This window comes from Paenarthrobacter sp. R1, assembly GCF_030264015.1.
Taxonomy (GTDB): Bacteria; Actinomycetota; Actinomycetes; order Actinomycetales; family Micrococcaceae; genus Arthrobacter; species Arthrobacter ureafaciens.
Genome location: NZ_CP127115.1, coordinates 4,371,265 through 4,384,590 on the forward strand (window position 1 = coordinate 4,371,265; position 13,326 = coordinate 4,384,590).

A 13,326-nucleotide genomic window follows, 5' to 3' on the forward strand; every position below is an offset into this window, starting at 1 on the left:
TCTTTCTGCTATTTGTTGATGCGGACAGTGCGTCCGGTAGTTGCTGACTTCTCCGCGGCAAGGGCGACCTTGAGTGCCAATAGGCCGTCACGGCCGTCGGCGGTGGGGGTTCCGGTCCCATCCACCGCTGCGGTGAAGGCGCGGAGAGCGATGACATACAGGTCATCGGAGCAGTCGACGTCTACGTCACGGGTACCGTTCCTGGTAGTGAGCAGGACCTGCCCCTTGGTGTCCTGGGTCATGGCATCGATGACGTTGATGGTGCCTTCGGTGCCGTGGACCTCCAGGGACGTCTCGGCGTAACCGACCGTAAAGGAGTCGTGGGTTTGGGCAAGGACCGGAGGCTTGCCGTTCTGTTCGTAGCGGATCACGGTCATGGCGGCATCTGCCTGGCCCCCGGCGTTCCACTCCGCCTGCTGGACAGCTACGGCGGTGACAGCAACAGGGTTGCCTAGCAACGGGTTCAGTACGGACGCGTCGTGGCACGTGATGTCAAGGATGACGCCGCTGCCCGGCTTGCTCTGTCCAAGCCGCCAGCCACGGAGACGGCGGGGCAACAGGACGGCGTGCGCAACCTTCGCCGACAGGACTGTTCCGATGGCGCCGTCGGCGACGAGCTCACGGACTTTTGCGTGGAGGGGACTGCCCGGGAGGTGGTGGTTCGCGGCCAGGACAAGGCCGAGGTCGTCCGCGAGGTTCACCATGGTTTCGGCTTCCTCTGCGGTGAGGGCGAGGGGCTTTTCGCACAGGACGTGCTTCCCGGCGCGGAGGGCGCGACAGGCCTGCTCGAAGTGCTGGTCGTTCGTGGAAGAAACGTAGACAGCGTCGATGTCCCAGCCGAGGAATGTGTCCAGGTCCGTCGTGGCGCAGGGCAGTCCGTGGGCAGCCGCGAATTCTTCGGCCCTTCCAGCTGAGCCGCTGACCACTCCCTCTATGCGTCCGCCACTGGAACGGATCGCGTCAATGACACGGGTCGCGGCGATGTCGCTGGCGCCGATGAGGCCCCATTTCAAAGCTGGCATGGTTCTGCTCCTATGTTCGTGGTCGCCATTGGGCGGTGGAGGCGCGGACTTTCAACGCGGGTTCAATGAGGGATCGCTGCGGCGGAAGAGTGGAGTCGCGAATCCGGTTCAGCAGCGATTCCGCCGCACGGCTGCCGATGTGCCCGGGATACGTGGCTACCGACGTCAGGGGCGGTAGCAGTAGTTCCGATAGTGCAATGTCGTCAAAGCTGGCCACTGCGACGTCTCTGCCTGGTTCGAGGCTGCGTCGGCGCAGTTCTGCGTAGACGCCAAACGCAACTGCGTCGCTGTAGGCGATGATGCAGCCAGGCCATATTCCCTGGTCGAGGATTCGTGCAACGCCCTGGGCGCCGCCGGCCGCATTGTTCGTGGTGGCAGCCGTTCCGTTCACGTCAAAGCCGACGCCGGTCCCGGCGAAGCCCGCTGCCAGCCCCCTGATGCGTTCTTTCCGGGCCGAGGAGTTTTCGGGCCCACCGACCAGGACCGCGAAGGTCACACCAAGGGAAGCGAGGTGCTGGGCCAGTTGCCGTCCCGCGCCGACGTTGTCGGGGCCGACGTAATCCAGTTCCTCGGAAAAGTACCGGGCCAGTTGCAGGACGGGCACGTTCAAGCGGTCGACGATGCCGCATACCGGTGCAAGTTCCGATCCTGTGGCCGGCAGCAGGAAGATGCCGTCCACCTGCTGCTGGACCATTGTCTCGATTTGGGCGTACTGCCGTTCGGCGTCGTCACGGCTGTAGCCCACGAAGAGTGTGTATCCGGCGGCATGGGCTGCCTCCTCGATGGCCATGGTCAAGCCTGCGAAGTACGGGTTGCTGATATCCGTCACGATCAGGCCCAACGTCATGGACTCGTTCCGGCGCATGTTGGCCGCGCGACGGTTATAGACGTAGCCCAAGTCAGCCATGGCGAGCTTCACCCGGTCGGCTGTGGCCTCCGGAATGCGCGCACTGCCCCGGAGGACCAGTGAGGCGGTAGATCGAGATACTCCCGAAAGCTTGGCGACGTCGTCGAGGGTGATGCTTTTCATCAGATTCCACCTCCTGAGGTTTCTCTTGGGACTATTCTCAACGAGTGACAGGTCAGAATGCTACACCGATCTACTGGATGCGCAACAGCTGCTTTCCGGCGTCTACAGGACCCATACCTTGAGTCGGGCGGGATACTGAGATGCCATAAATCGGCATTACGGGCAGCTTGTAGGAAAACTGTTGCATCGATCTACCAGCTTATGTAACCTGAAGCACAACGCAGGCTGACGCCGACCGTATGCGGGCCGGCGTCTCATGAACCCAAAGGAGAGTAGTCATGCGTGCAGGGAACAAAATCAAGGTTTCGCTCGCCGTCTCGGCAGCGGTGGGCCTCATTGCAGTAACGGGATGCTCGGCCAACCAGCCCGCCGGAAGTTCCCCGGGGGGCGGCTCCAACAAGCTGGAGATCACCTCCTGGTGGACCTCGGGCTCAGAGGCGGAGGCGCTCAACGGACTGATCGACGGCGTGAAGAAAGCTTCCCCGGGCCTGTCGGTGGACAACGCTGCAGTATCCGGTGGCGGTGGCGCCAACGCCCGGCAAGCCCTGGCGGCCCGGCTGCAGGCCGGCAGCCCGCCGGACTCCTGGCAGCTGCACCCTGCCGGTCAGCTGAAAAGCTATGTCGACGGCGGTCAGGTAGCCGACCTGACTGAGCTGTGGACCCGGAACGACTGGGCTTCCAAGCTGCCCAAGGACGTCGCTGAGGCGCAACAGGTGGACGGCAAGTACTACACCGTTCCCATCGGTGTTCACCGTGGCAACGTCTTGTGGACGAATCCGGCAGTGCTGGCCAAGGCCAATGCCAAGGTCGACCCGGCCGCCGGCGTCGATGGTTTGATCAGTACGCTCAAGCAGGTCCAGGCCTCCGGCGTGACGCCTGTCTGCCTTGGCGACAAGGACATCTTCGCCTCGGCCGAACTGCTGGAATCCATCATCATGTCCCGCACCGGGGCAGATAACTACAAGAAGCTCTTCACGAACGAATATTCTTTCGACTCTCCGGAGGTGAAGCAGGCCCTGGAGGACTACAAGGTCATCCTGTCGCTCTCCAACAAGGACCACTCCGCTGTCACATGGGATGAGGCGGTGAAGAAGATGGCCGACGGTAAGTGCGCGGTCAGCCTCATGGGCGACTGGGCCTACGGCGAGTTGGTCAACGCGAAAAAGACCCCCGGAACTGACTTCTCCTGGGCCACCTTCCCGGGCAAGGAGGACATCTTCGACTATGTGGGCGACGGGTTCTCCATCCCTGCCCGGAATATTCCCCATGCAGAGGCAGCCGAGGCCTGGCTGACGACCCTCATGGACCCGAAGATCCAGACCGAATTTGCTGCCAGGAAGGGTTCGATCCCGGCCGTCACGAACGCCGACGTTTCAACCCTGTCCCAGTACCAGCAGGAAGCAGCGCAAAGTTTCTCCAAGGCGTCAGTGGTTTCCTCCATCGCCCATGGCCAGGCGGCCACGGCTGAGTTCGCCCAGACCTACGCCGACGCGGTATCCACTTTCAACGGCAGCGGCAACGTCGATGCCTTCCTTGCCAGCATGACCCAGGCCCAGAAGACCCAGCTCTAGCGGCGGGCAAGCCAACCAAGTCGCCAAGGGTGTGGTTGCCGGTCCCACGGCAGCCACACCCCGGACAGGATCAGTTCATATGACATCGTCAACAACACGACCGCCCGCACCCACAGGCACGCGGTCCAAGAAACAAGTTCCCCATAACGTCAAAACCTCCCGGCGTTCCGCGTTGATCTTCACCCCCAGCCTGCTGGTGAGCTTCGTCTTCGTGTACGTCTTCATCGGCATCACCGTTTACATTTCGCTGTCGAACTGGAAGATCGGAACCAGCCCCGACCTGACACTTCGCCAGCCCTTCGGCGGAACCTACGGCGAAATCATCCAGGAGCAGCGCTTCCAAGCGGACATCCGGAACGTCGTCATCTTCACGATCATCTTCCTTGTCCTGGCGATCGTGGGCGGTCTCATTGCAGCGCTGTTCATCCACCACGTCAGTGTTGGCAAGGGCCTCTTCCGCACCGTCTTCCTGCTGCCCTACGCGTTGTCGTTCATCGTCACCGGCGTCGCATGGCGATGGATCTTCTCCCCGTCCACCGGCGTCAACGAGATCCTGCGAAGCATCGGAATAGAGGACCCGCCCGGATGGACCACGGACCCTACAGTCCTGGGTGCCTTGAATAACCCGTCCGGGACGGATTTCCTGAAAGTGCAGTTCGGCATCCCCGTTGCGCTGCTGCCCATCATTTTCGCCGCTGCCTGGCAGTTGGTTGGTTTTGCGATGGCCATGTACCTGGCGGGCCTTGCCTCGATCCCTGAAGAGCACCTCGAAGCGGCAAACGTCGACGGCGCGAACACCTGGCAGCGCTTGCGGCATATTGTCCTTCCCCAGCTCTGGCCATCCACCATCACATGCTTCGTCCTGCTGCTCCACGTAGCCCTGAAGATCTTCGACCTTGTGGTCGCGATGTCAGGCTCCGGGCCCGGGTTTGTCACTGACGTACCGGGCATCTACATCTACAACTACCTCACCAGCCGGTACGACAAGGCCTCAGCGATGGCAATTATCTTGCTCCTGCTGACTCTCGTTGTGATCGTCCCGTACCTGATCCGGGGCTACCGGAAAGAGCGGAAGGCATAAGAAATGGCTGTCGACACTCTGCAAGCAAAAACCTCGCTTCCGGCCGAACGGGGCAGCCGGAAGACCCCGCGCGCGGTCCGCAAGCCCGGGGGCCGGGGCCTGCCGAAGTCCCCGGGCGGGTGGGTTGTCCTGGGCATCTGCGTCATCGCCACCCTCGGCATGCTCGTCCCCGTCTACGTCATCATCGCCACTGCCCTGTCCGGCAGCAACGGAGCTCCCAACTTCTTCCTCGCCTTCCCTGACGCTCCAAGCCTTGAGGCATTCAAGGGAGCCTGGACGAAGCTCCACGGCTCACTGGCGAACTCCCTGCAGATCACCATCCCTGCGGCGCTCATCTCCTGCCTGCTCGGTTCGCTGAATGGCTACCTGCTGTCGAAGTTCCCCTTCCGTGGATCGAACGCCCTGTTTACGGTCCTGCTGGTGGGTATGTTCATTCCCTTCCAGGCCGTTATCATCCCGGTGTTCCAGTTCCTGAACCTGGTCAACCTTCAAGGCAGCCTCGTCGGTCTGATCCTGGTCCACATCATTTACGGCATCCCGATCACCACGCTGATCTTCCGGAATTACTATGAGGGCATCCCCAACGCCATCATCGAGGCGGCCGCAATCGACGGTGCAGGCATCTGGAAGACCTTCACCAAAGTCATGCTGCCGTTGTCCATCCCCGGGTTCGTGGTCGCGGGAATCTTCCAGTGCACCAACATCTGGAACGACTTCCTCTTCGGTTTCATCCTGGCGTCCCCTGCCGCTTGGCCGGCCACAGTCACCCTGAACAACCTCATCGGCACCACCACTGTGGATTACCCGGAACTGATGGCCGGGGCCGTTCTGGTCGCTGCGCCCACAGTCCTTCTCTACCTGGTCCTCGGCAAGTTCTTCGTCAGCGGCCTGACGGCGGGAGCCGTGAAGTGACAACCATCGATGTCATCTGCGTGGGGGAGACGATGGGCGTCGTCACCCCCGCGCACGCCGAACCGATCAAGACGGCGGAAGAGTGCCTCCTTGGCTACGGGGGAGCGGAATCGAACGTCGCCGCCCACTTGGCTGAGTTTGGCTACCGGGTTGCCTGGGCCAGCCGGCTTGGCCGGGACGCTTTCGGAGAGCGGATCATCGAAGGCCTCGCCGCCCGCGGAGTCGACGTCAGCCTCGTCATCCGGGATGAGACGGCCCCGACAGGGGTGTACTTCAAGGACCCGGACCTTGGGCATGGCGCACGAACCCTCTACTACCGGTCCGGCTCAGCCGCGTCCCGTATGTCCCCCCGGGACTTCGACACCTGGCCCGCCGGGCGGACACGTTGGGTGCACACCAGTGGAATCAACCCGGCGCTGTCGGACACGGCAGGAGCGTTGACCAGCCACATCCTCACTCAGGCCAAGGACATGGGTTACAAGGTTTCCTTCGATGTGAACTACCGTCCCGCGCTCTGGCCCGTGGACGTCGCCGGCCCCCGCCTCCAGACGCTGGCCGAGCAAGCGACGGTGGTCCTCGTCGGCCTGGACGAAGCAGAAACGCTCTGGGGATGCACCCGTGCGGCCGACGTCGCGGCCATGCTGCCGGGTCCGCGGCACCTCGTGGTCAAAGACTCCTCCGTGGAAGCGGTGGAATTCATCCGCGACGGCCAGGGGGAGCGCACCGCCCGGGTCCCGGCGCGTAACGTGGAGGTCATCGAACCTGTGGGTGCCGGCGACGCCTTCGCAGCCGGCTACCTCGCAGGTCTCCTCCGCGGCGATACACCCGAGGACAGGCTCGCCCTCGGCCATTCGTTCGCAGCCTGGACCCTCGGCACCCGCAGTGACTTCCGTCCCGGCCACGGCAACCAGCCCCGCACGTATGCCTCCCGCACCGCTCTCGCCAGCTCCGGCTGACTACAGGTAACGGCCCGGCAAAGTACCCCATCCGAGAAAGATAGAACCTTGACACACGATCTACCCCACACATGGTTTTCCGGAGGATTTTTCCAGGTCCCGGTCATCGCAGTCCTACGAGGGCTCTCTCCCCACGAAGCCGTCAGACGGGCAAACCGGGCATGGGACGCTGGAGTGGAACACGTCGAGGTCACCATCGAAACGCCGGAAGCGGTTGCCGCGCTGACCGCCGTCGTCAGCGCCGCATCCGAACGCGGGCTCACCGTCGGCGCCGGAACCATCACGACCACCGCCCAACTGGAGGCCGCTGCCGCCGCCAACGCCTCCTTCACCGTTTCGCCGGGCCTGAATGAGGAGATTGTCGCTGAAAGTGTCCGTCGATCCCTGCCTCATCTACCCGGCGTCGCTACCGCCAGCGAGATCCTCCGCGCCAAAGCCCTCGGACTGACCTGGCTGAAAGCCTTTCCTGCCTCGGTGCTGGGGCATCAGTGGACCAAAGCCATGAAAGGGCCTTTCCCCGACGTCAACTTCGTCGCCACGGGAGGAATGCAGGCGGCAACGGCGCGTGCCTACCTGGACTCCGGCGTCAGCGTCGTAGGGCTGAGCTCGGACTTCGCGACGGACCAGGGCGCGTCGGCCGTCCAGCGGTTCCTCGCGTCCAATGCCGCCCGACCTGCCGCTGCGGCATCCACCCACAACCTGCTGACGCAGCTGCCCCTGTAGGACGGAGACAACAATGACTGATACACAGCCGCAATCCCTGGCCTTCGGGAAACACCAGGTGCCGGTCGTTACCGTGTCCACCGTCATCGTGGGAACAGGCTCGGCCGGTTACTGCGCAGCCGACAGGCTGTGGGAACTGGGCCACGACGACATCGTGATGGTTGCCGACAAGGTACGGGCCGGTGCTTCGCGCAATGCCGGATCCGACAAGCAGACCTACTACAAACTGACCCTCTCCGGAAGCGAACCTGACTCCGTGCGCGAGATGGCCGGGACGCTGTTCTCGGGCGGTGCCATGGACGGTGACAATGCGCTGGCCGAAGCAGCCCTCAGCGCACGGGGCTTCATTCGTCTCTGCGACCTTGGCGTGCCGTTCCCGCAGAACCGTTACGGGGAGTTCGTGGGCTACAAGACCGACCACGACCCCCGCCAACGGGCAACGTCCGTGGGCCCGTACACGAGCCGCACAATGGTGGAAAAGCTCGAGAAAAAGGTTCTCCGCAATGGCACCCGGGTCTTCGACGAATGCAGGGTAGTGGACCTTGTGGTGTCGCCCGATGGTGCCGGTGGAAGGAAAATTGCGGGGCTCCTGGTACTGCGGACCGGTGTCTCCCTTGATTCGGAGGAGTGCCCGTTCCTCTTCTTCAGGTGCCGGAACATCGTGTACGCAACGGGCGGACCCGCTGGAATCTATGCCAAGCGGGTCTTTCCCAACGGTCAATGGGGCGCCACGGGCGCGGCCTTGCGCGCAGGCGTGGCCGGAAAAAACCTCACGGAATGGCAGTTCGGCCTGGGCTCCATCAAGCCCCGCTGGAACGTCTCGGGAACGTACATGCAAGCCATCCCGCGATTCATCTCGACGGACCAAGACGGGAACGACGAACGGGAATTCCTCACCGAAACCATTGAGGATTACGGACGGCTCATGTCCCTGGTATTCCTCAAGGGCTACCAGTGGCCGTTCGACGCCAGGAAGGCAGCCAACGGATCATCCCTGATCGACCTGCTGGTCTATCAGGAAACAGCACTGCGTGGCCGCAGGGTCTTCCTGGACTTTCGCAGCAACCCGGTCCGGAGGGCCTTCGACCCTGCAGCCCTCGAACCGGAAGCCCGGGAATACCTCGCCAAGGCCGGTGCCCTGTTCGGAACTCCCATCGAGCGGCTTCGCCACATGAACGAACCCGCCTACCGGTTCTACCTCGACAGAAACCCCTACATCGACCTTGAAGAACAAATGCTCGAAGTCGATGTCTGTGCCCAGCACAACAATGGCGGACTCACCGTTGATGCTTGGTGGCAGTCCAATGTCAGAGGGTTCTTCCCCGTCGGAGAAGCAGCCGGATCACATGGCGTCTACCGGCCGGGAGGTGCCGCCCTCAATAGCGGACAGGTTGGAGCAACACGTGCCGCGCAGTACATTGCCGCGAACGGCGAGAGTACTTTCCTTCCCGACACGGAACTCATTGAAGCTGCCACTCCGGTTATTGAGGCGGCCTTCGACCTTCTGGCACGTGCAACGGAGCGGGAAGAACAGGGCGAACCCGACAACACCGCCGGGATGCTCACCCGTGTCCAGGACCTCATGAGTGAAAAAGCAGGCCCGGTGCGGTCCGGCGACTCAGTGCTGGAGGCCCTGAAACAGGTGTCAGTGTGGGCGGAGGAGTATGTCGGGGCGGTGTCCGCCAATCGTTCTTCCCGCCGTTCCATCAGCCGGACATTTCTCATCAGGGACATCCTCACCACAGCACACGTCTACCTCTCGGCAATGGCAGACTACATCGGCCACAATGGACATTCGCGGGGATCGGTCATCTATTCCGACCCCTCGGGATCCCTCCCTCTCAGGGGGCATGGCACCGACCCGGGCAAGGAGTTGGACCTTCCTCCGATCTTCAGGTTCCGGCTCGACAACGGCTCACTGGATGATCAGGTGCAAGAAACGGTGGTTCCCTTCCGGCAGGGAATCCACCCCAACGACGCCGCGGCCGGGGGCGCCGAAAGCCCGACCGCAACGCCGCTGCCGGCCACTGTCGAATTCCACTGGCGGCAACGCCGGCCAATTCCCCGGCCGGACGAATTCTTTGAGAATGTATGGAGGGACTTCCGAAGCAATGGCAACGTGTATTGATCCCGGAGTCCTGCCGCCAATCGGATTCAGTTCCGGATGAGATCCAGGACAGTATCCCGAACGGACTGCATGGTTGCGGCATCATTGGCCTCAACGTTCAAGCGGAGCAGTTCCTCGGTGTTCGATGCCCTGACGTTGAACCACCAGTGGCCTGATTCCGCGGCTATGGTCAGCCCGTCCGACTCGTCAAAGGCAACTCCGGGTGCCGGTTCGTAGGAGTTCCGAACCGCCGCGATGGCTTGATCGGCATCGGTGACAGTGGAGTTGATTTCCCCGCTGGCAGAGTACGGCTCGAACTTGCCGGCAAGCGTGGAGAGGGGCGCATCCTGTTCGCCAAGGGCAGCGAGGACATGCATCGCGGCCAGCAATCCCGTGTCCGCGTTGTAGAAGTCGCGGAAGTAGTAATGGGCCGAATGCTCGCCTCCGAAGACAGCGTTTTCCTCAGCCATGCGTGCCTTGATGAACGAATGGCCAACGCGCGTGCGGACGGGCCGTCCACCGGCCTGTTCGACGAATTCAGGCACTGCCCGGGACGTAATGAGGTTGTGGATGACGGTCGGGGCGGCCTCGCCCTGCGCCTGGGCCCGGGCAATTTCGCGGACGGCTATCATCGCGGTTATTGCCGACGGCGATACCGCCCGCCCTGTCTCGTCGACGACGAAGCAGCGGTCCGCGTCGCCGTCGAAGGCCAAACCAATATCGGCACCGTGCTCCAGGACGGCTGCCCGCAGGTCCAGCAGGTTCTCCGGCTCCAAGGGGTTGGCGGGGTGGTTCGGGAACGTCCCGTCCAGTTCGAAGTACAAAGGGACAATGGTGAGGGGCAGGCCGTCCAGCAATTCATTGCCCAAGACGGCCGGAACCGTCAAACCTGCCATGCCGTTCCCGGCGTCGACAACAACCTTGAGGGGCCGCACGGTGTCCAGGTCGATGAGTGTACGCAGCTTCGCGGCGTAGTCGCCAAGGACGTCGAGCGGGGCGATATTCCCTGCCCTTTCCGCCGTGGGGTAACCCCCGTCCAGGTAGCGTTGCGCGAGATCGCGTATGGCGAGCAACCCCGAGTCGGATGAAATGGGAACGGCCCCGGCTTTGGCCATCTTGATTCCGTTGTACTGGGAGGGATTGTGACTTGCCGTGAAAATGGCACCGGCGGCGTCGAGCGCACCGCTGGCAAAGTAGAGCTCATCGGTGGAAATCAGCCCGAGGTCGTACACCTCGGCACCCCGGCGGGACGCCCCGATGGAGAACGCCGAGACGAATCCCCGGGATGACGGGCGCATGTCGCCTCCGCAGAGAACCTTCCGGCCGGCGAGGCCCAGGACGTCGACGAAGGCGGCGCCTATGGCTTCGGCGGCTTCGTCAGTGAGTGAATCACCTACGATGCCCCGCACGTCGTAGGCCTTGAACGCGGATGAAAGATCCATGTGACTCCTAAAAAGCACCCGTGGTGATAGCTTGCGGTTTTTGGGCCTAGCGTGTGCCGAAGTCGGTATCGGTATAGGAACCTACGTGCCGGGCGTGGCCGGCACCGCACGTGCAGGTGTTCTCCACTTCAACGCGCACGGCCAAGGGGGCGTCGCCCTCGATGGTGAGGGAGAGGGGTTCGTGGTTCGGGGTCGATACCTGGAGGGTGCCGTGGGGTGAAATGACAGACATGACGGTCCTTTGCTTGATTGGTTGATTGTTTTGGGATGAATGGTTTGGGGTGGGCTGCCGGTGTCAGCCCATGGCATCCAGCACGCCGCGCACAATCGTGGCAGCCGCGCCAAGATAGGCCAGGATGATCAGCAAAATCTGCGCTGCGCGGGCCGAAACGCGTTTGGCAGCCAGGTCACCCAGCACCAGTCCGGCCAGGCAGGCAGCCGCGACGGCGAGCCACATCGTCATGGGTAGAACCGGAAATGACGCGGGGGCGGTGATGGCTTTGGAGAGGAGGGAAAACGAGCCGATGGTGAAGAAGTAGGGCTGCATGGTGGCGGCGAAGGACTTGTGCTGCCACCGGGTTGCGATGGAATACATGCTGACCGCCGGTCCGCCCACTCCTGCTGCGGTATTCATGAAGCCGCTGAGTCCGCCTGCCGCGAAGAGGTACCGACGACGGCGGGGGAGGACTGCCGATTTCATCACCAGCAGGACTGTCAGCCCGATGGCGAGGATGACTCCGATCGAGATCTCAAGGACCGGAGGCGGCAGGTACCGGATGAGGATGGCCGCCGGCACGATTCCCGCCAGCGCCGACGCAGCCAACGCCAGGTACTGTTTCCAGTCAATATCCCGAACGACGCGGAAGATAATCGCTCCCGCGGTCACGGCTCCGCAGACGTTGACCAGCACCACGCCCTCCACCGGGCCCAAAAGCAGGACCAGGAACGGCGCGGCCACCAGGGCAAACCCCATCCCGGTGACACGCTGCATGCCGGCGCCCATGACGACGGCGCCCAGGACCAGCCCGGTGGTCAGCATCTAGGCCCTCCACGCCACGTACTGGACCTCCTCAAACTCCTCCAGGCCGAGGCTGGACCCTTCCCTGCCCAGGCCCGACTGCTTGGCACCGCCCATAGGGGCGAAGGCTACTGAGGGGAGGGGGTCGTTGACTCCGACGATGCCTGCCTCCAGCTGCTCAGGTATTTCCCAGCCCCGCCTGGCGTCCTTGCTCCACACGTAGGCAGCAAGCCCCATTTCAGTGGCGTTTGCCATGCTGATGGCTTCGTCCTCCGAGGCGAAGGTGACAACACCGGCTGCAGGTCCGAAGACCTCGTCGGTGACCAACTGCGCGTCGGCAGGAACGTCGACGAGGAGGGTGGGTGCCAGGAAAGAACCTTGGTCAGGGACCTGGGTGCGCTCGGTGACGCGGCGTGCGCCGCGGTCCAGGGCATCATCTATCAACGTCTGAACGGCGCGCGCCCGGTCGTCGTCGATCACGGGTCCCAGATCGGGGACTGCCGAGTCACCCTCGGGAACGCCGTGGCCGATCGTCAACGCATCGAATTTCGCCGCCAGTTTCCGGGCGAACTCGTCCGCGATGCTGTCCTGAACCAGGAAGCGGTTTGCGGCTACGCAGGATTGGCCGGTGTTCCGGAGCCTGCCAAGAACCGCCCCTTCCACGGCCGCGTCAAGGTCGGCATCCTCGAACACAATGAACGGGGCGTTACCGCCCAGTTCAAGCAGCGGCCTCACAATGCGATCCGAGGCGGACGCCATGATCTGGCGGCCAACCCCGGTGGAGCCGGTGAAGCTGACAGCGCGCACGGCGGGGTGCTTGAGCAGCGCTGCGGTCGTTTCGCGGGACGGGCCGTGGACCAGGTTCACGACGCCGGCAGGGAAGCCGGCGTCATGAAGGACTTCGAAGAGCCCTGTGGCGGCCAGAGGCGCCTTTTCAGAGACACGGCCCACGACGGTGCATCCGGCGGCGAGCATGGCCGCCAGCTTTCGGGCCTGGATGGACACCGGGAAGTTCCACGGGGTCAGGCTCAAAGCCACACCTATTGGCTTGCGCGTGCTGAGATGACGCCGGCCCCTGAGCTCGGGTGGGCTGACCGTTCCGGTGCTGCGGCGTACTTCCTCCGCGAACCAGCGGAAGTATTCCACGGAGAAGTCCACTTCTCCTTGGGCTTCCGGTAGCCGCTTGCCGGCCTCCAACGCCAACGTGTGGGCGAGTTCGTTGCGTCGCTCGGCCAACAGGGCGGCCGCATTCTGAAGGAGGTCTGCACGGGTCCGGACGGTGGTCCGGGACCAGCTGCCAAAAGCCTCCGCTGCTGCATCGGCGGCCCGTGTTGCGTCCGCGGCACCGCCCCACGCGACCTCCCCGACTGTGCTGCCATTGCCTGGATCCAGCACATCCTTGGAGGAGTCGGACGAATGCCAGGTCCCATTAATCAGGTGGTGTGCTGATTTCAGGTTCACGAT

The 13,326-nt window shown here is 63.2% G+C and carries 12 protein-coding genes; 6 read left to right on the plus strand and 6 right to left on the minus strand.

What is annotated here, in order from left to right; genetic code table 11:
• Window positions 1-8: 8 nt before the first annotated feature.
• Complete coding sequence (locus QN084_RS20795; protein WP_069696435.1) at window positions 9-1,022, minus strand: Gfo/Idh/MocA family protein; 1,014 nt, start codon at window positions 1,020-1,022, stop codon at window positions 9-11.
• A gap of 10 nt (window positions 1,023-1,032) precedes the next feature.
• Window positions 1,033-2,052: a LacI family DNA-binding transcriptional regulator gene (locus QN084_RS20800; protein ID WP_069696436.1), complete on the minus strand. Its 1,020-nt coding sequence runs from the start codon at window positions 2,050-2,052 to the stop codon at window positions 1,033-1,035.
• A gap of 278 nt (window positions 2,053-2,330) precedes the next feature.
• Here QN084_RS20800 and QN084_RS20805 point away from each other — a divergent pair, with 278 nt between their 5' ends.
• The 6 genes from QN084_RS20805 (at window position 2,331) to QN084_RS20830 (ending at window position 9,423) form a co-directional block, all read left to right on the plus strand.
• A complete protein-coding gene (locus QN084_RS20805; protein WP_069696437.1) occupies window positions 2,331-3,623 on the plus strand; it encodes an ABC transporter substrate-binding protein in 1,293 nt (430 codons plus the stop codon).
• Between the two features lie 79 nt (window positions 3,624-3,702).
• Entirely contained in the window at window positions 3,703-4,704 is a 1,002-nt protein-coding gene (locus QN084_RS20810) for a carbohydrate ABC transporter permease (RefSeq protein WP_069696438.1), read from the plus strand.
• A 3-nt stretch (window positions 4,705-4,707) separates the two neighbouring features.
• Complete coding sequence (locus QN084_RS20815; RefSeq protein ID WP_083262076.1) at window positions 4,708-5,616, plus strand: carbohydrate ABC transporter permease; 909 nt, start codon at window positions 4,708-4,710, stop codon at window positions 5,614-5,616.
• Entirely contained in the window at window positions 5,613-6,572 is a 960-nt protein-coding gene (locus QN084_RS20820; protein ID WP_170828607.1) for a sugar kinase, read from the plus strand. Before QN084_RS20815 ends, QN084_RS20820 begins: the two co-directional genes overlap by 4 nt.
• A gap of 48 nt (window positions 6,573-6,620) precedes the next feature.
• Complete coding sequence (locus QN084_RS20825) at window positions 6,621-7,295, plus strand: bifunctional 4-hydroxy-2-oxoglutarate aldolase/2-dehydro-3-deoxy-phosphogluconate aldolase (RefSeq protein WP_069696439.1); 675 nt, start codon at window positions 6,621-6,623, stop codon at window positions 7,293-7,295.
• A gap of 13 nt (window positions 7,296-7,308) precedes the next feature.
• Window positions 7,309-9,423: an FAD-dependent oxidoreductase gene (locus QN084_RS20830; protein ID WP_069696440.1), complete on the plus strand. Its 2,115-nt coding sequence runs from the start codon at window positions 7,309-7,311 to the stop codon at window positions 9,421-9,423.
• A gap of 26 nt (window positions 9,424-9,449) precedes the next feature.
• On the opposite strand, the gene QN084_RS20835 is transcribed toward QN084_RS20830, so the two are convergent.
• The 4 genes from QN084_RS20835 to QN084_RS20850 all read right to left on the minus strand — a co-directional run bounded on the left by QN084_RS20835 (window position 9,450) and on the right by QN084_RS20850 (window position 13,323).
• A complete protein-coding gene (locus tag QN084_RS20835) occupies window positions 9,450-10,844 on the minus strand; it encodes a phosphomannomutase/phosphoglucomutase (RefSeq protein WP_069696441.1) in 1,395 nt (464 codons plus the stop codon).
• 46 nt (window positions 10,845-10,890) lie between these two features.
• Window positions 10,891-11,076 (minus strand): hypothetical protein, encoded by a 186-nt coding sequence (locus QN084_RS20840; protein WP_062096639.1) that lies wholly within the window; start codon window positions 11,074-11,076, stop codon window positions 10,891-10,893.
• Window positions 11,077-11,139: 63 nt separating this feature from the next.
• Window positions 11,140-11,883 (minus strand): sulfite exporter TauE/SafE family protein, encoded by a 744-nt coding sequence (locus QN084_RS20845; protein ID WP_062096641.1) that lies wholly within the window; start codon window positions 11,881-11,883, stop codon window positions 11,140-11,142.
• Window positions 11,884-13,323, minus strand: a complete 1,440-nt coding sequence (locus QN084_RS20850; protein WP_069696442.1) for an NAD-dependent succinate-semialdehyde dehydrogenase — start codon at window positions 13,321-13,323, stop codon at window positions 11,884-11,886.
• Window positions 13,324-13,326: the final 3 nt, after the last annotated feature.